The sequence below is a fragment of the Paenibacillus allorhizoplanae genome (genome assembly GCF_927798215.1).
GTDB classification, from domain to species: Bacteria; Bacillota; Bacilli; order Paenibacillales; family NBRC-103111; genus Paenibacillus_E; species Paenibacillus_E allorhizoplanae.
This window is the reverse complement of sequence record NZ_CAKMMW010000010.1, coordinates 171,732-190,200: the sequence shown is the minus strand read 5'-3', so window position 1 is coordinate 190,200 and position 18,469 is coordinate 171,732. Positions and strand designations below refer to the sequence as shown.

At 44.3% G+C, this 18,469-nt stretch carries 20 protein-coding genes; 2 read left to right on the top strand and 18 right to left on the bottom strand.

Translation table 11 applies throughout. The annotated features are described in order from the left end of the window. The 14 genes from L6I86_RS18225 to L6I86_RS18165 all read right to left on the bottom strand — a co-directional run bounded on the left by L6I86_RS18225 (position 1) and on the right by L6I86_RS18165 (position 10,755). Positions 1 to 1,188, bottom strand: a complete 1,188-nt coding sequence (locus L6I86_RS18225) for a M24 family metallopeptidase (RefSeq protein WP_236289347.1) — start codon at positions 1,186 to 1,188, stop codon at positions 1 to 3. A 70-nt stretch (positions 1,189 to 1,258) separates the two neighbouring features. Further along, the gene (locus L6I86_RS35690) at positions 1,259 to 1,393 is read right to left on the bottom strand and encodes a hypothetical protein (RefSeq protein ID WP_276574876.1); all 135 of its coding nucleotides are present in this window, start codon (positions 1,391 to 1,393) and stop codon (positions 1,259 to 1,261) included. 287 nt (positions 1,394 to 1,680) lie between these two features. Then, a complete protein-coding gene (locus tag L6I86_RS18220) occupies positions 1,681 to 2,163 on the bottom strand; it encodes a hypothetical protein (RefSeq protein WP_236289345.1) in 483 nt (160 codons plus the stop codon). Positions 2,164 to 2,179: 16 nt separating this feature from the next. Then, a complete protein-coding gene (locus L6I86_RS18215) occupies positions 2,180 to 2,605 on the bottom strand; it encodes a hypothetical protein (RefSeq protein ID WP_236289343.1) in 426 nt (141 codons plus the stop codon). Continuing rightward, positions 2,602 to 2,748, bottom strand: coding sequence for a hypothetical protein (locus L6I86_RS18210; protein WP_236289341.1), 147 nt, complete (start codon positions 2,746 to 2,748; stop codon positions 2,602 to 2,604). Before L6I86_RS18210 ends, L6I86_RS18215 begins: the two co-directional genes overlap by 4 nt. Positions 2,749 to 2,764: 16 nt before the next feature. Further along, entirely contained in the window at positions 2,765 to 2,914 is a 150-nt protein-coding gene (locus tag L6I86_RS18205) for a hypothetical protein (protein ID WP_236289339.1), read from the bottom strand. Positions 2,915 to 2,936: 22 nt separating this feature from the next. Beyond that, a complete protein-coding gene (locus L6I86_RS18200; protein ID WP_236289337.1) occupies positions 2,937 to 3,836 on the bottom strand; it encodes a hypothetical protein in 900 nt (299 codons plus the stop codon). Positions 3,837 to 3,849: 13 nt separating this feature from the next. Further along, on the bottom strand, positions 3,850 to 4,782 hold the full coding sequence (locus L6I86_RS18195; RefSeq protein WP_236289335.1) for a hypothetical protein: 933 nt from the start codon (positions 4,780 to 4,782) through the stop codon (positions 3,850 to 3,852). Further along, positions 4,779 to 6,290 carry an ATPase, T2SS/T4P/T4SS family gene (locus tag L6I86_RS18190; protein WP_236289333.1) on the bottom strand — a complete coding sequence of 504 codons (1,512 nt, stop codon included), beginning with the start codon at positions 6,288 to 6,290 and terminating at the stop codon, positions 4,779 to 4,781. Before L6I86_RS18190 ends, L6I86_RS18195 begins: the two co-directional genes overlap by 4 nt. A 23-nt stretch (positions 6,291 to 6,313) precedes the next feature. Further along, complete coding sequence (locus tag L6I86_RS18185; protein WP_236289332.1) at positions 6,314 to 7,549, bottom strand: CpaE/TadZ family protein; 1,236 nt, start codon at positions 7,547 to 7,549, stop codon at positions 6,314 to 6,316. 33 nt (positions 7,550 to 7,582) lie between these two features. Further along, positions 7,583 to 8,290, bottom strand: coding sequence for a CpaB family protein (locus L6I86_RS18180; protein ID WP_236289330.1), 708 nt, complete (start codon positions 8,288 to 8,290; stop codon positions 7,583 to 7,585). 199 nt (positions 8,291 to 8,489) lie between these two features. Then, positions 8,490 to 9,077, bottom strand: a complete 588-nt coding sequence (locus L6I86_RS18175; protein WP_056613845.1) for a TetR family transcriptional regulator — start codon at positions 9,075 to 9,077, stop codon at positions 8,490 to 8,492. A 24-nt stretch (positions 9,078 to 9,101) separates the two neighbouring features. After that, entirely contained in the window at positions 9,102 to 10,265 is a 1,164-nt protein-coding gene (locus L6I86_RS18170) for a YhgE/Pip domain-containing protein (protein WP_236289329.1), read from the bottom strand. A gap of 214 nt (positions 10,266 to 10,479) precedes the next feature. Then, positions 10,480 to 10,755, bottom strand: a complete 276-nt coding sequence (locus tag L6I86_RS18165; protein ID WP_236289327.1) for a chorismate mutase — start codon at positions 10,753 to 10,755, stop codon at positions 10,480 to 10,482. A 180-nt stretch (positions 10,756 to 10,935) separates the two neighbouring features. On the opposite strand from L6I86_RS18165, the gene L6I86_RS18160 reads away from it, so the two are divergent. Next, a complete protein-coding gene (locus tag L6I86_RS18160; protein WP_236289325.1) occupies positions 10,936 to 11,388 on the top strand; it encodes a MarR family winged helix-turn-helix transcriptional regulator in 453 nt (150 codons plus the stop codon). Between the two features lie 21 nt (positions 11,389 to 11,409). Beyond that, positions 11,410 to 11,928: a spermidine/spermine N(1)-acetyltransferase gene (gene paiA / locus L6I86_RS18155; RefSeq protein WP_236289323.1), complete on the top strand. Its 519-nt coding sequence runs from the start codon at positions 11,410 to 11,412 to the stop codon at positions 11,926 to 11,928. 109 nt (positions 11,929 to 12,037) lie between these two features. On the opposite strand, the gene L6I86_RS18150 is transcribed toward paiA, so the two are convergent. The 4 genes from L6I86_RS18150 to L6I86_RS18135 all read right to left on the bottom strand — a co-directional run bounded on the left by L6I86_RS18150 (position 12,038) and on the right by L6I86_RS18135 (position 18,232). After that, positions 12,038 to 14,686: a glycosylhydrolase-like jelly roll fold domain-containing protein gene (locus L6I86_RS18150; RefSeq protein ID WP_236289321.1), complete on the bottom strand. Its 2,649-nt coding sequence runs from the start codon at positions 14,684 to 14,686 to the stop codon at positions 12,038 to 12,040. 106 nt (positions 14,687 to 14,792) lie between these two features. Then, a complete protein-coding gene (locus L6I86_RS18145; protein WP_236289319.1) occupies positions 14,793 to 16,385 on the bottom strand; it encodes a type 2 periplasmic-binding domain-containing protein in 1,593 nt (530 codons plus the stop codon). 69 nt (positions 16,386 to 16,454) lie between these two features. Continuing rightward, positions 16,455 to 17,192, bottom strand: coding sequence for a carbohydrate ABC transporter permease (locus L6I86_RS18140; protein WP_236289317.1), 738 nt, complete (start codon positions 17,190 to 17,192; stop codon positions 16,455 to 16,457). Between the two features lie 134 nt (positions 17,193 to 17,326). Next, a complete protein-coding gene (locus L6I86_RS18135) occupies positions 17,327 to 18,232 on the bottom strand; it encodes an ABC transporter permease (protein ID WP_236289315.1) in 906 nt (301 codons plus the stop codon). Positions 18,233 to 18,469 lie beyond the last annotated feature (237 nt).

Sequence of the window (18,469 nt, the reverse complement as noted above, 5' to 3'; positions counted from 1 at the left end):
TTATAGACTTCGAATCCCATCACGGGATACCGTCAATTTCTCGTATCCATCTTCGGTGATCAGATACGTATCTTCAATACCGACGACACCTCGCCCAGGGAAGGTGAACTTGGGCTCGATCGCGATGACCATACCGGGCGCCAGCGGGTATTTGAATCCCTTGGCGAGAACGGGCAACTCATCGATTTCGAGACCGATGCCGTGACCAAGGAATTTCACTTGGTCAGCGCCGTACCCCATGAAGTGGGCGCTCAGCCCAGCTTCCTGCACTTGATCCAGCGCGAGCAGATACAAATGCTCGGCAATCGTGCCAGGCTGCAGCCTGGCTTCCGTGGCACGGAGGATCTCCTCCGCCACGTCATAGGCTCGCTGCAGCTCAGGGTCTAGATCACCGATCACGAGAGTGCGCGTCTGATCGATTAAGTACCCGTCGATGGTGCAGCCAATATCGACGAGAATCGGATCGCCGCGCTGAATCAGCGCGCGGCCTGAGCTCTGCGGGCTGGACGGGTGAAGCCCCGTGCCCCCGGCCGGCCCGTCAAAGTAGGTGGGCACCGCCGCCGATGCGCCTGACGCGACCATTCCGGTGATTAACTCGGAATTGTACGCGCGCATGCGCATCAGCCCTTGGTGCCCGCACAGCCTAAGCTGATGCTCGATGAGCGCCATCAGCTCAAATTCCGCCATCCCCTCACGAATGTGGGGGATGACCGCCTCCAGCGCGTCGTCAACGACGCGCGCTGCCGCCCGAATCGCCGTGACTTCGTCCGGCGATTTGATCATGCGCTGCTCTCTCACGAGCAGCGAACCGTCCTCCCAGACCGCGCCGGGCAGCGCGGTCTGCAAGCGCACGTAGAGCTGGACGGGTAACACGTCCAGCTCTGTCGCTATACGCAGCGGATCTCCCGCCGCTGCGTCAGTTCCCGCACAGCGAGCGCGAAGCCGCTCGCCGAGCGTCTTCCAAGAGCCGAGCGCTTCGATGGCCGCTGCCGCTTCCTCCTCCGCTCGGACCAAGCTCCGACGGACAAGATAGATCGTTTCGCCCTCCGTCGGAATGAACAAATACCCTGTCTGCATCGAGCCGCAGTAGTAATATATATCAACATTGTGCGTGACCAGGAAGCCTGACCACCCTCGCTTACGCATCTCATCTTGCAGCCATTGCTGCCTTTGCTTAAAAATTGTCATAGAAATCGACTCCTATACGCCGTAGATTCACATCTCACCTCCATTATACATCTAAATAAGCTTCATCGCTCTACCGGTACTCTACCACCACTCTTCCACTAGCATCATCAACCAACTCCACAAAAATAAATGGATTTCCTGTATCAAATTTTCTCATTTTTGAGCTCATTTGCAGAATAAATGGATTTCCTCCAGCTCTTTTCATCGAATTTTGCGTAATTGAGTTTTTACGAGGAAATTACCTGTACATTTTCCATCTATACTCCAATACTTGTCTTTTTCACTCGATTTAGCTGTATGTTTTCCAGTTAAACGGCGCTGGCTGAGCCCGATCTCATTCTCGTTCTTACCCTCACTCTCACTCTCGCCCTCCCCCTGAGACATGGGGCGTGGGTTATGAGATAGAGGGGCGAGTGTGACTCCGAGTGCGAGTGAGGATGAAGTTGAAGTTGAAGTTGAAGTTGCAGTTGCATTTGAACTTGAAGCCCTAGCTCAATACACCATCTCCGCAGAAGACCTAATCGTCCACGTAATCGGCTGCAAAACCGTATACGTCCGCGGAAATGCCAACCGTATAAACATAATCACCCCAGGGCGCTCCAGCGTGACCGTATAGTCCTGCGCATCATCCCTAAATATATAGGGAAATATTTCCCTCTCATTAACAACCTTAAATAAGTCAACCACCACCGTGCTCTGCAAAAACGTATCCGGCAAAGGCTCATTGTCCGTATTTAATCGTAAGTTGGCCTGCAAATACGCCATTGCAGCCTCTCTTGCTCTCGTTTCATCAATCGAATGAATCCCTTGTGCAAGCTTCGCTGCATCACTTTGTTGAGCAGCCGCATGCACAGCATTGTTCAGCCCATGTTTCCCCTGAAACACGGTATGCATAGCCAACTCTTCATCCGTTTGAAGCCCATAGAGCGACATAAACACCACGCTCATTAACACCATTAATAGCAGCTTATACACGCCATTCCCTCAACTCTCACGGCACATATTCACTCATCTTCATGCCCGTCGCACCCATTCGATCGGAAGCCATCGGCACCGAAATGCCGACCAGCTGATCAATGACAAAAAGACGCTGATACGGATACGTAATCGTTAACCGTAAGCCCGTTCCTCGCCAGACCGGTGCACTTGCATCCATGCCACCAACACCTGAGTTGTTAGCCACCATATAGGCAAGCTCATCAACCAAGAAACCTCTTTCCGCCATACGCTCCCTAGACTCCGCAATCATTGCTGCATTGATATAACCATGGCTGCCACTCGCTCCGACCTCAAGCAAATAATCGACTTCTTTTTGCAGCACAGCCTGCCTGACTATAATGATATGCTTATACACAGGCGCGAACATGAACCAACAGAGCAGAGTCGCAAATAGAATAAACACCAAAATCTGCTTCATGGATTAATCCGCTCAATGGACCCACTAATTCTAGCCCCGCTGTCGCTAACCTGCTTGCGCGTTCCCGTGCTTCCCCCAACAACATCCATATAGATGCCGATAACAACAATCATCAAAAGCACTGTAATAAGAATGGATCTCATACACCGCCTGCCTTTTCTAAGGTTGAAGTGCCGTAATATTCGTATTTGCGGTCGTCCCATGGGTCCCGATATTTTTTCTCATACCTGTTGAGCCATCATTGATAATCGTCGTAAACAATAAAGCCACCACAATCAGCATCATCACCGTTACCAAAATATTTCTCATCTACTTACTCTCCCATCGCATGTTAGTTAATTGCATCAAATAATCGTTGCCCTTCGGCGATCCAAGGGTACATAAACACTCGGAAAGTATTCAATATCGGCAGACCCGCAAGTACAAAAAGCACATACGATACCGTTTCCTTTTTACTGTCGCGAATCAATTCCATCTTCTCTTTGTAATCCTGAATACGCTGTTTTATCAGCTCGTAATAGCCCCCATGTTCATTCAATCTGAGTGCATTCAGCGTTTCGCCAAAGCTATGAGCTTCTTCCGTTCCTAGTCTCTTTTTAAAATGGGAAATCGCCTCTTCGGCCCCTTGATACCATTCATTGAGCAGCAGCTGAACATGAACTCGAGTCGATGTCGTCTGACCGACACATAGTGATAATTTGTCATGCAAGTTTAATTTTGAATCATTATAGTACAAGAGCTGTCGACTGATCGCATAAATATCCCGAACGATGCGCTGGGAACGCTTTTCTTTGAGCTGTGCAAGCACTTTGCCATCCCATATAAGAAAAATCGACACGACTGCCGCACCAACTAACACGTACGCAGGCTGCATATGTAAAGCAATCCAAGAATGCTCGAAAGCCGCATATCCCATCCCGCCTACTAGCAATGTCCCTGCTAAAAGCAATCTTCTTGTTCCCTCATACAGGTTCGCATTCAGCCAAATCCCGCATCCCAGCAATAATTGGCGCTTTGCCTCCACCGCTTTCGTGCTCATGCCCAGTATTTTATACAACATTGGGGGAATTTCGGCCTCTTTTAGCGTGCTCTTTACCTGTAAAGAGCGCCATCTTCTCTTACGTGCTGGTATGTACCTTAACCCCTGGTAAATCATGATCATAAAAAGTATAAATAAGAGCAAACGCGAAGCGTATTGCAGCATCAACAGCTGGGTATTGATCATAACCATAGCATTCACCTCCTCACATTCTTCGCATAGACAAGTAGATTCCCATTAGAAACGATACAAAAATCAATATAAGTGCATCCAAAATCATATTCCGACCAGCAGGATCAATTACATAATATAAATAGGCGTTATCCGCATTTACCTTAAAGTTAATCCACATGAATAAGATCATAAATCCGATTGGTGTAAAATTAGCAATGCGAATCTCCAATAGTCGATTTCTTTCCATCTGATCAAAACGCTGTGCTTTGCGCATATCGGTAATCAGTTCCTTCAGGCTATCCCCGACAAAGCTTCCCTCCTTCAAGGCCACTCGCATGATTCCTGTAAAATAGTCCGCCCAGATGTGCCCAAGCGTCAGATTGAAAATGCGCAAGCTTTCCTCGGTATCCCTTTGTGTCATGAGATGACGATATAATTGCTCGAAAACAGGCTTAATCGGGTACAAAATACGATTTTCCTCTATACAATACTTCAGCGCAATTTTCATATTTTGATTAGGGTCCATCATATAAGACTGGAAAAACACTTCAACAGCCGGAAGAAACTCTAGTCTCGTTCGCAAACGGACACTTACCAACTTCACCCGAAGCAGCAAATACGGCAGCGAAGCGCCAATCATCGTCATAATAAGTGCGCCTTTGAAGGTTTGAAAAAACACACCCCCAACCAACAAGCCGAATAACAACCCAATTAAACTTATCGTCAGCATAGCTTGCATGCTTAGTCTAGATTCGACGGATTCCAGCAACTCCTTCATATGCTTATATATCCAGCCCCATGTCTCCAAATAAGTGGATATTCTCGCGCTAACTGTAGCTTTTCTTACATAGTGCAGCCTGAACCTAGCCTTGCGTTGTCTAATAAGCAGCTCTAACAGAGCTCGAAAAACGACATAGACGAGCACAAATAACAACAAGAGAAAGACATATTTGGCAAAAATCACGGTTCAAAACCGCCTTCTTTCCCTTCATTTTGGATAAATCCGTGCTCTCTCAACAGCGAATACTGTCTTCGATCAGCCTTCCTTATTTTTCGCGATGCATGAAGCGACAATTTCCCGGGAAATGTCCATTCGCCTGTCGAGTTGTCATAAAGTGCTAAATCCGTGACGAAAACGCATTCATTTTCATAGCGATATTCGACGATTCGCACAATCTTCCTTTTACCATGGACAACCTGCATTTCAATACCGATATGTGTCACAAATTCCGTGATTCTTTTCGTCAAACGCTTCGAATCCATTCCTCTGCCATCCAGCATACACATATCAGTAATCGCATCGGGTACGTCTTCCAGTTCACTCACATGGACTGTCGTCAAACTCCCCTCATGACCACGTGTACAAGCACGAACATATAAATTGGCATCTTCATCCCTAATTTCTGCGTGACATATACGCTTTGGAGACTGCCTTAATGCCAGTTTAAAAGCCTGCAAACCCGAATGCCTCGGATCTTCCTCGTCAATTTCGTATTCGACGATATTTTTATGAGGAAAATCTCGCTTTAAATTCAACTCGAATCGGGATTCAATCGTGATTATTCGTTCGTTATCGTCCATTTCGGCAATGAGCGCCTTAATTAAATTGGTTTTCCCTGAATTTGTCGGTCCAATAACGACCAAATTGAAATACGTGTGGATGAAACAACGAAGTAATACTTCCATGTGGAAATCCATCGTGGCCAGATCTGGGGAGGCAAGCGAGGCTAAATCAAATCTTTTTACCGTATAAAAGCGTATCGTTAAGGTGGGTTCAGCCGTAAATCCGAAGCCAGTCATCGTTACACGCGACCCATCCTGTAGAACAACCTCCGCCCAACGCTTTCTAGGATTGAGGGTATCATAGTTAAATAACACTAAATTTTGTTGAATTCGCTCTAATTCTCGGATAGAAGGAAGCTCATAAGGTGAAGGTGTGGCCTTTCCTCCACGCACTTCAAAAATCTGCCTCCCCACAACCTGAATCTCTTCCAATCCTTCCTTCTGTTTGAGAACGAGTTCAAGGACATTTAAGCCAATAATTTCGGCAAAAATCGCTTCAGGCAAAGTCGTATACCCACTAGTCCGAGGTGGGATGTCCGAAAGTCTCCTTTTCGACACGAGATCATGAATAATGGCCAGCAGCTTGCCACGATCCTCTTCATAGCCTAGAATTGCGCGATTCAGCGTCTCGTTATACAGCTGTTTTTCAGTCTCTGATCTACCTTTCAGGGCAACCAGCTCACTGCGAATCTCTTGCACCCATTGCTGGAAAAAGGCTTCCTCACCTGCGCCCGCGTGATCCTGAATACTGCCATTTCCACGCACTCCGTTAGTCTGTTCGACCATTCTATCGCCCAAATCATTAGCATCAGCTGCATGTATTGTCAGAGAGCGCCCCAATCCCAACACAGTCTCTTCCGTCCTACGTTCATGCATGTAGGTAATCATCGAAAACCTTTTTCCACTCACTCCTTTACCCTCCCGATCCTGATTTAGCTTACCGCACGTTTGCCAGCAATGAGTTTTTGGAACCATGTTTCCTGCCGCACACTCGACCTCTGGGGCAGCTTGTAAAAATCAGCAAATTTCTGAGCTACCGCTTTCACCTCATGATGCATGGGATGCGTTGGGTTCAACAGTTCCATCAACTTACCTTGGTTGCAACGCGCAAGCGCATCCCCATGTCGACTGACGTGTCCAATTAAATGAAGCTGCGTTTCTTTCCGAATATCTTTGATCGTGAATTCGCTTTGCTTCGCATGCCGGTCCGTTTGTACCGCCATAAGCTCGAAAGCATCTGGCTGCAAGCCAAATACAGATCCAACCTGCCTAATCCACCTCGAGAAATCTTCCTGAAAATGTGCAATATCCCCGGTCGTGACGACAATTTTGCTATCTGCTTCCAACAGCCCGCTTACGGTCGCTGCATTATCCCAATACGCGCTAACTTCGATGATACAGATGTCAAAAGCGCCTCGCGCCACACGCAGCAAATGGATAATTTCTGATGGCGTGAAGAATTCCGCCTGTTCACGCAGCATATTGCCATAAAGAACATGTAGGCCATGTGCCTCTTTCGGCTTATCACAAACGTGGAGCAACCTTTCTGGCGTCAAGCTTTGAGCCTTCAGTTCCGCCCTCAAGCCATCTAGCGTAAAAATGTGCTCTTCTCGCCCCAAATACCGATGCAGCTTTGAGCTTTTCAGATTCAAACAGAGATAGCCCACCTTCTTTGAAGTCTCCATCGCTAACATAGAAGCTACTCCATAAGAAGCCAGTGTCGTACCAATATTCGGGGTTGAGCCAACGAACGTAATTAATTTGCCATAAAGCGCCTGATTCAATGGACCCCCGTTTGACCCATCAACCCAAGCGCGGATTTCATCCGCAATCACAGCCGTACTGCGCCCTGGGAGGATATAATCCAACTTCATCAGCTTGCACATTTTCACATACTTCTCGTTGATTGAGGCATCGTGATAATTTGAAAGCAATACAATGATTTTCGTCGTTGGCTCATGCCCTTGCATACCTTCAAGGAACTCCTCCAGCTCTCCGTACGAGAGCTCCCGATCCGAAAGAATGACATGGGAGTAAGATTGCTCCAATGATTTACACTGTAAATCATTCGCCTCCGTAAATATTCGCCACCCGAACGGTTTGGCATACACCACATTCGTTAGCTCATCAATTAATCGCTGATCTGTCGACACTAGCCCGATTTGCACATGGTTTCACCTCTCTACTTGCCAAATTACATGCTACTCCTGGACTTGAATGGACGTGGAACTAAAAGCAATGACCAGCTTAGCCTTCTTCGCTGAGCATAATTGATCGATCTGAAGCCATTCGTTTTCCGTCAAATTCAAATTGATCTGATCTATGGCACCATTGGCTTCCAGTCTGGAGGTATACATCTTTTGCTCATCTCCCTGGGCCTTGGACAGCAAATTGGAGTTCTTCGGGTTGTCTACCTCCACATTGGCGGATGACTTCACAGAAGCCACCGTAATTTCCTTCTCATTAAATAACCTGCGTGAGCTGCCATCGCTCCCTGACACATACATACGAACCCGATCTCCGGCTCGAATACCATTCGAAACCGTAAGCAGATACTCTTTGGGAATTTGAAAAGTTGCCTGTTGTTCATTAGGAAGGAGATGATAGCGATTCAACTTCCACTTCAGAATGGGTTCCTGTGTGCCTAAAGGAATCATGGACTCCTGTCCAACAACATCCGTAAGTTCCGTCATCATACTCGATGTATAGCTGCCTTTCTGAATCGCCTTGAACTCGACCATATCGGCATGAATAAACTGACCTGCTCGAATAAAATCCTTCGGCACCACAACCTGAACTGTCTGCTGCAGCTCGACCTGATTCACTTGCAACACATAGACCCCGTATACGAGCAATCCAGCCAGCAATGCAGCAACCACATTAATTAGCAGGCTTCTCCTGCGATTCAATCGATCACCTCCTTCCTTTCTCCTACAAATACAACAAAAAAACGCAAACCCCGGAGAATTCATCTCCGAAATTTGCGTTCTTCGCAAATCAAACTATATGATAATCAGTTCGAAACAATATACTAAAAGTATCACATAAACTTCCAAATTTCAACATCTATTTACAATAAATTTGGGGTTGTCAAATGAAAGCGCTCTGCTATTTGTGATACCCGAGCGCGCGCATGATGAATGCCGTGGTTTGCCCAATCAGCGTCTCCATATCAGGGCGTTCCTCTGTAAACATCGGTTCGAAGAACTCTCGCTGCTTATAGAAAAACATTGCTCCCAACACAAACATGAGCGTACTATCCAGCCCTTCAAACTCATAGAGCCCCTCTTGTCTACCCTTGTCCAATAAATCACGAACCTTTTTCCACAGCGGGAAAACAAGCTCCCTCATTTTATCTACACGTGGGGTAATCGTGATAATCTCCATTTGAATCAAGCTAATCAGCTGCGGATCTTCGTTTCGAATTTTGACAACTTCTCTAATTACCTGTTGGATGCCAGCAAGGGGATCTTCTACTTCATAAAATTCCGTTAATTTAATTGCAGGAAAAAACTGCTTAAATATTTCATGGAAAACACTCTCTTTTCCACCAAAATAATAGGAAACCAGAGCCACATTGGCCCCAGCCTCCTCACATATTTGACGTACGCTAGTTGCATCATATCCATGCTGTGCAAACAGCTTTTTCGCGGCCAACAGAATCTTCATTTTCATATCTGACTCTTGATGAACCATGTCTAGCGCCCTCCTAATTCTTAGTTAAGCGTTTGATGGAACACTACCTACCGATGGGGCTACCTTGGTTTTTTTCGCAGATACAACCACCATATCAATGACAAGCGCCACCGCGGCAATCACAAATAAATAGCCAACTTCGCTGCCAACACCAGGTCCACCGAACAAAATATTCATCAACCCGTTCACTGCATATGTTGCCGGGAAGAAATTACTGATCGAGTGATAGAAATTGGACAGAAGCTCTCTCGGTACAATCGCACCTGATGAGACCAACTGCAGAGATAACATAGCAATGTTAAATAGCATACCTGCGTTCCCAAACAATGTCAAAAACATTTGAGCAACCAAGGCAAACGTCAATAAGAACAACGATTCAAAGCCCCAAAGAGCAACAAATCCTTTATCTACATGCCCACCCAACGAAACAACCATAATGGCGCTGATAAGTCCAACTACAATCGCAGCAATCACCGTTATTCCGATACGCGCTGCCATTTTTTGCGTTTTAGACAGAGATGCACCTAGGAGATTGGTTGAAACACTGAAGTTCATCCCCATAATCATCGTACCTACAATAGAAGCTAGCACGAGCATCATCGGCAGCATTTGGTTCGGCATATCCTTTACTTTATTGGTGCTTTGGATATCTGAACTCACTTTACTCGCTAACCCTTGTGCAATCTGAGTCGCTTGCTCAACCGGCAGCTGTGGGTTCATCTGTGTTAAGACAGCCGAGGCCCCTGCCGCTACCGCCTCTTTATTTACAGTTGCCGTAATGTTCCCCGCCACAGCTTGCATGACTGACTTCGTCATCGACGGATTGGACTCATTAACCGTATAGTTGATCGGTACAGTCTGTCCTGGCGTTTGGAGTTTTTTTGAAAAATCAGGCGAAATGTGCATAACCATTTGCACTTCACGCATGTTTAGCTTGTTCTGAGCTTCTTCATTTGACGCGATAACCTCCGTTTGAAAAGGGAGATTGCTTTGCAAGCTTTGAACAATTTTGCCACCCATGGCTTGATCTTCATTCACGATCGCAATCTTCAAATTCTTCGTATTATCCGAAACTCCCGAATACCCGGTCATCCATATGATGCTAAACAACAACTGAAACGTAATCGCTGTAATAATCCCTACCTTGGTTGTTGCAGGCTTCAAAAAAGCCGCTATTGACGATCCCATTTTGACCACTCCTCTTATTAAACAATCATTTAAAACGAATGTTTAAATAATACGGCAGGAAGGATATTTTGTCAACTTGCTATTACCAAAACCCCAGATACTGACTGTCATCCAAGTCCTGCCGGTAAGCTGAATAGGCTGCCGAACAATTACGGTCGGCAGCCCTCTTATTCTTAAGTCATTCAACATCGTTTCCCATTAGGTGTAATAATTATTATTTTGTAAGTAACTCTTGATGCCGAGAAATTACAATATCGATTATACGTCTATATATTTCTGATGCATATTCAGGATTTAAACCATTCTGTTCTGAGAGCTGAATAATTTTTTGAAACTGTTGATTTTCACGGTTAGTATCCTGTGCTTTTAGCTGATTCTTCGCTTTATATATTCCAACTTCTTCTGTATATTTAAATCTTTTAGCTAATAAAGCTATTATTTTTTGGTCAATTTCGTCAATATCATTTCTCAATTTATCTAGTTCTGTCATCTAGATTACCTCCTCGTTTAACTTTTGCTTTAACGCTTTTATGTAATAGAGCGAAGTTTGATTCATAGAATACCATACATTTAAATTGGCTGTAAATAACGAATTTTTATTGCAAATACAACAAAAACGATGTACTATTTCTACTATGTTTGAAAATAAACTATCAGCGGAGTTGCCATTATGAAGGAAATTCTACGTGAGGTTGGGATGATTGCTAGAGCTTTGGATTCTATAAGTAACATAGAATTTAAAAATTATGACCTTACAAAAGGTCAGTACTTATACCTCGTGCGAATATGTGAAAATCCGGGAATTATTCAAGAAAAGTTAGCTGAAATGATAAAGGTAGACCGAACAACAGCTGCTCGCGCAATACAGAAACTGGAGATTAGTGGATTTATTGAAAAGAATGATGATCCATATAACCACAAAATTAAAAAGCTATTTCCTACAGATAAAGGGAAGACCGTTTACCCTTTTATAAAGAAGGAAAACGATTATTCCAATTCAATCGCACTTTCTGGATTATCTGAAAATGAAGTAGAAACGATTTATAATCTGCTGCAAAGAGTCAGAAGAAACGTAGAAAAAGACTGGGAGTTTGTAAAAAAAGGAAACAAGAGAATTTATTGATTTATAAAGGAGAGCACAAAAATGACTGTACACATAAAGAAGTGCACATTGAAAGATCTAGATTTACTTCAAGAAATTAGCGTCGAAACATTTACTGACACATTCAAAGATCAAAACTCACCTGAAAATATGAATGCATACTTGAAAAAAGCATTTAACTTACAACAATTAGAAAAAGAATTATCAAATCTCTCTACAGAATTCTATTTTATTTATGCTAATGAGGAAATTGCCGGGTACTTAAAGGTAAACACCCATGATGCTCAAACTGAAATAATGGGCAATGATTCGCTTGAAATCGAAAGGATTTATATAAGGAAAAACCATCATAAACAGGGGCTTGGCAAATATCTAGTCAATATAGCCATAGAAAGAGCGGTAGAACTGAAAAAACAGAAAATCTGGCTAGGGGTTTGGGAAGAAAATGAGAGCGCTATTACCTTTTATAAAAAAATGGACTTTGTACAAACAGGAGCCCATTCTTTCTATATGGGTGATGAAGAACAAATAGATATTATAATGACCAAAACTCTCTTATAACATGGCAAATTGAAACAGCGACAGTCATGGATGAAGACATTTAAAACTGTCGCCGTTTCTATTTGGCTATCAGAACTTGCACCAGATTAATCTGAAGTCTCCTATATCTCTATTCTACTTGGATCACTCTTACAGGTCCAAGGAGTCCACTTGGTTCTTGCTGCGCAAATGCCGACAAGAAATCTGGTTGTTCTTTCACCAACGTATTCGTAACCTCGATAACTAGCTTGTTTTTACCCTTATTAATTAGGCTATTAATCGCAACCCGGTAAGGCGGACAGATGCGTACTCCTACTTCCTCACCATTGATCCACACTTGAGCGGTCTCATAGACCTCTCCCAAGTCTAAAATTACTTGGTCAGCAGGCTCGTTCCACTCAAATTCCGTCTCATAACGGAAGGTACCTGTAAATCGAGGTAAATAACTAGGTCCGCTCATATTCGTTAAAGCCCCCAGTTTCCCCCATTCCTTAAAACGAGGATAGTGCTCAGACTCTGCAGTGGATACGCTCCATTCTCCTTTTAGTTCACGTTCAACCCCAGCAATATAAGACGGCAATGCCTCACAACCTTCAAGGTTAGTACCATGCAGCAGTACGATGGACTCATACGGATGAAGAACGACCTCCACCACATTCGCCCCATTCTCCCGAGTTACATGTAAACTAGTCAACTGATTACGAAATGCATCGTAAGCATATACATCACTTTGGATAGGCAAAGTTATTTTCCTACGGATCGTTTGATGCGGATGTTCGTTAAAGAACATAAAAACATCCAACTTGTCATGCTTATAGTGATAGTTCCGTAGATACGGCTCGTGTTCGTCGACGCTAATCTCATAATGTCCGTCAGCAATAAGCAATTGTGCCAGATCGTCTAAAGCAACAACCTTCACGTTCCGGTGATCGGCAAGGCAAGCTAGTTCAGCAGAAACCTCGGAACCCTCACTAGATCGTTCCGGTAGTCCGTCTACAAAACGAACAGCTAGCCCTTGCTCGGCAAACTCCACTAACCGCCTAATCATCGCTGCGGGAATTGCCTCTGCATAAGGGAAGATAAGGCATTGGAAATCCTCGTTATTGACATGCAGCTTGTTGTTTATCACACGTGCGTCACCTAGAAGAATATCAATGGTAAGCACATCGCAGTCGATCTGATGCTGCATCAATTGCTTCACGGGCTTTTGGAAATACATCGCTTCCCCAGACCATTCGGCTTCAGCGTGGTATACGACGCCTGCAGTGGCCACATGTCTTCCGCCTGAGATCAAGTGACTAATCCGATTCATGTAATGATTTAAATGTTTGTAATAGCGGTATTGCGGATTTTTCCCGCCTGCATACATATGCGGCGGGCAGTCCGGATCAGGAGCTTTTTGAGAAAAAGCATGCGGGACAAAATAATTAACACCACGAACTAACATATGATCTGTGAGCCATTTCATTAGTTTCAGACCTTCTGCCCAGCCGTACGCGCCATACACCTCACACATGGTTCTGCCTTGTTTTTTCGGATCGATATGTGCAAGCGATACACCAAGCTTAGCAAGGCCATAGTGGAAAAATTCGCTATCCGTATCCCCGCCAGGCTTGCTATAAGACAATTCATCAAATCCGGGAACAATTTGCCATAGCACTACATCGAGGCCAGACATATCTTGTCCCCACATGGAGCGGAAGAAATGTCCGGCCCCAGAGCCAAGCCTTGCATGCACATTGTTGTCTTCGAGGACATGTCCAATGTATTCTACTCCGCGTTCTCTGCACCACTCTCCGATTTGGCTGCAAAAGTTGTCCGCATAGAGCTTACTAACGATATTCATATAAGTATAACGTACAATATTGCACTGTTCTCCCCCATCATGCCAGAGTAGATAGAGGTGCTTACGGTAGTTCTCACCCAATGCCTGCTCAAGTAAGATCGGCATTTCACTGCTCCAAGGAAGCGGCACTCCTTGTTTTCCAGGTTTTGAATTAAAGTCAAAGGTGGTCTTATCATTGTAAAATCCCGGTTCATCAGAGAAGAATCCGGCAAATGTCTTTCCGAAATCAGCCTCGTATCGTTCATACACAGCTTCATATACCGTATCGAGCAAAATACGAGCGGAATCTCGATCTAGTGGGTTTAGATAATCTTCCTGCTGCAGGCTTCCGCCATCTTTATTTTCTGACAAAATAAATACTCGCCAATACCCGGCAGGGATATCCCAATAGAGGATACCGTCTTGCACAAGATCCGTGATATCCATACAATCATCGAGTAATTCTCCACTAGAAGGATGTCGGCGGACCGCGACTACGGAGATTAATTTATTTTTGCCAGTTGCTCGTTGCGTATGAGAGATAGTCGGCCTAAGCCCACGCAATAACAAAGTATCTAGAAGCAGGGATGTGCCTTGTGCAGGACCAATGGTATCGATGTATCGTTCCCCCAAAAACTTGCGATGAAGCTCCTCCGGAGCCTCCTTTACTTTCCCTGCAGCATGTCCAGTTGGAAAATGATCGTCATCCAGCAGCCATATCTTCATTCCACGATTCCGAGCTTCATCCATAATTATGTCCATATCCATCCACCATTTTGGTCCTAAAAAATCAGGATGAGGACGAGCTTCGATGCAAACGGCTCCGATTCCAGCTTCATGAACACGGGCCATCTCTTCACGTATTACCTGTTCTTCCTCGCCATGCTGCCAGAGAAAAGGAAGGATATAATTATGTTCTTGACCATCTAGTACTTCCTTAATACGATTACTCATTATCGTGTAGCCCCCTATTTAGGTTTGGTTCATTCGATTCCCGAGATTAGATTGAAATATCCGCTCGACTTCGATGAGAAGCCGAGCGGATATTAGCGTTCAACATTTATTTTTTCACTTTTGCATACCATTCTCTTGCACGCTTCGTAACCTCTTCGCCGCCCGATTTATTCCATTTATCTACAAACTCATCGAACTTGCTGATCGGGTACTGTCCTGTTATGATCTTGCTGGCGTATTCGATATAGAGTGTGCGATTATTGATATCTGGAAAACCCTCATAGACGCTTGCCGGCATTCCGTCTCCAGCAATGACTTTCGCATACTTCTGGGCATCCTGCATGATTTGAACGGTTTGATCAATCTCCCACATTCTATCTTCCGATGACGTAGTTTTCAGTAGATTACTTGTAAAATCAAGAGTCGAAATTTTGGAATAAGGATCTAGGATAAGATTCTCTTGGGTGCTTTTATCATCCGGAAGTTTAACGGCTTTGCCATCCTTCATCGTATAATGCATACCTTCAACACCCAAGTACAAGGCATTCCAGTTTTTCTTGTCATACATGTTGTTCAGTAGCTTTAATGTGGCCATTAACTTCTTTTGATCCTTGTTGTTCTTCACAACCCATGCCGGAGGTGTAAACCGCTTCCAAGTATAGAAGCCCTTATATCCTTGAACCTCTGGTAATGGAAGAGAAGCAAAAGCACCCTTGACACCACTGTTCTTTTGCAAGTTATCTAAATACAGATTGGTTTGTTCTGCCCAGTGGAAGTAGTTACCTACCTTGTTAGCTGCAACCTTACCATCCCACTTCGCTTTATCATTCAATAGGGATTCTTTATCGATTAATCCATCCTTGTACATCTTGGAGATAAACTCCAAGGCAGACTTCATATTCGGTGATACCGCGGAATAAGTTAGCTTGCCGTCATAAAGGTCCCAATCCGGATAGCCTTCAAACATAGCTACACCGTACATCGCAAACAATTGATCCATCCAGCGCGCTTCCTGACGGCCACCAGCCGGAAGCTCATCCTTCTGGCCATTGCCATTAGGATCCTTATCCCTGAATGCTTCCAAAACCTTTACATATTCGTCTTGCGTCTTAGGCATCTGTAAGCCTAACTTGTCTAACCAATCTTTGCGGATCATGCCGGAATACCTTCCGTAGTCTACCATACCAGGGATATAGTAAATTCTGCCCTGACCGGTAGGGTCGTTGGCTTTCACAATATCCCACATATCCTTCGGAATAGCTTCCCATAAATTCGGCGCATATTTAGGCAACAGATCGGTCAGATCGGCTATAGCTCCGTTTTTCGCTAAGGTATTTTCTAAACCCTGTTGGGGTAAAAATAAATCTGGTAATTCTCCGGATGCAATCTTTAGATTCAACGTATTCAAATAGGCAGTCCCTCCATTCCATTCCACATATGGACTGATTACACCTACGCCTAATTTTTCTTTATAAAATTCATACAATTTGCTGCCTTTGGTAGTTGGTTTATACCCGATGTTAGTTCCCCAGACTTCAATATCAACAATGTCTTCCGCCTTGGGAGATGCCCCCTGGTTCGGCGCTGCCGATGAAGAACTTGCACTTTCGGAAGAATTCGTTTTGTCGCTACAGCCTGTTACTACTGTAAAAGCAAGGGCGCTGACTGCCGCAAGTACCCCAATCTTTTTGATGACCATTCCATGTTCCCCCTAATTTATAAAATAGTTTATGTTTAAGACTCAATGAGCCTACAAACCGATGTGCGATTATCCTTTTACAGAGCCAAGCATAGCTCCTTTAACGAAGTATTTTTGCAAGAAGGGATATACAGCCACAACAGGGATCATAGCAAAAATAACGGTTGTCGCCCGAAGTGTACGCTCATTGTACGCTAAACCAGCTGTTGAGACGGCTCCTGTAACCAAAATGTTGTCGTCGGTGATGAACTGCCGAATCTTAATTTGCAATGGGAATAGATTCGTGTCTTGCAAGAACATCAACGGATGCTGGAATTGGTTCCATAACACTACACCGTAAAATAAAGCCAAAGTAGCTAACACAGCCTTGGAAAGCGGAAGTACGAATTGGAACAGCATTCGAAAATATCCGCAGCCCTCTATAAAGGCGGCTTCTTCCAGCTCTTTGGAAAACTGCTTGAAAAATGTACGCATAATGATCAAATTAAACGGATTTAAAATATGAGGTATGATTAACACCAATGGGTTATTGTAAAGCCCGATGCCTTTTACTGTCAGAAAATAAGGAACAAGAGGCGCCTTGAAGATCATCGCAATTACGACACCGATCATAATGACAGGGCCCCAACGAAATTCCGATTTAGACAACGGATATGCAAGAAGGGCCGTGACGAGCAGCGCCAAAATCGTTCCAATCACCGTTGTGCCCAGTGTTAAGAAGAACGATTTCCATAGATCGGGACGATACATCATAAAATCCCATGAGGCTAATGTAAATTCCTTTGGCCAAATTGTGACCAGATTCATATCCACCATCCTTTTAGAACTAAATGATGTCGAGAGTACGGATAGTAGCGGAATAATTGCGATGAAAGATACAAGTAGAAGGATGATAGTAACGACTGAACCGAATAATTTTTCCCCTCTGGATTCAAGCATACTTACCATAACCCCCCGTCTGAAACTTTCTTTGACAACTTATTGAAAGTAAATACTAGAATAAATCCAATTAACGATTGAAATAATCCGACGGCTGTCGCAAAGCTATACTGCCCTTGTTGAATACCTGTTCGGAAAACATAAGTATCTAAGATATCCGAAACACTATAAGTCATTGGCGTCTGTAGATTAAATACTTGGTCAAAGCCCAAATCCAAGAAATTACCGATTTCTAGTAAAAGTAAGACTAATACCGTAGGTAACAGCAGCGGAAATGTTATATGCCGGATTTGCTTGAACCTAGATGCTCCGTCGATCATGGCTGATTCGTACAACTGTGGGTCTATCGAGCTAATTGCTGCCATATAAACAACAGTTCCCCACCCCGCATCTTTCCAGATGGCAGAAAGCACATAAACGATACGGAAATAGGAACTTTCCTGCATAACCAAGGTAGGATCATGGTGAAACCACCCAATCACGATGTTAAACAGTCCGCTTACTGAAAACATATCAAACACAATGCCTGATACGATGACCCATGAAAGGAAATGCGGCACATACAGAGCCGTTTGAATCCCTTTCTTCAATGCCGATTTCCGGATTTCATTGATCATGAGCGCCAGCAGGACAGGAATTGGGAACACGATTACAATGCGCAGAAATCCAAGCACTAGTGTATTGCTGAACACCCTTATAAAATCCGGATACTGGAACAAGGTTTCGAAGTTTTTGAATCCAACCCAAGGGCTGTCCAAGAATCCTTTGAATACAGAATAGTTTTGAAAAGCGATTACGGACCCCGCAAGCGGGATGAACTTAAATATGATTAGAAAAATGACGCCTGGTATGGCCATGATATAGAGCGGCCAAAACACCTTCATTCGATGAGATGCAACTACTTTCAACTTATTACCTCCTGTATCTGATTCTTAGTTGATAGATAATGTGTTTGGCTTCAGCTCTACCTGACTCCCCCACTTCTGTTTGACTCAACAATACGGTCATCTGTATCTGGACTCAACATCGAAGTTGTACAATCCACCACTGAATCCAACAAATTACCGGATAAATGGTGGATATAGATATGATTTGTTGAATATGAAGATAAAAAATAGAAGCGGAGAGCCTTTTCAGCTTCTCCG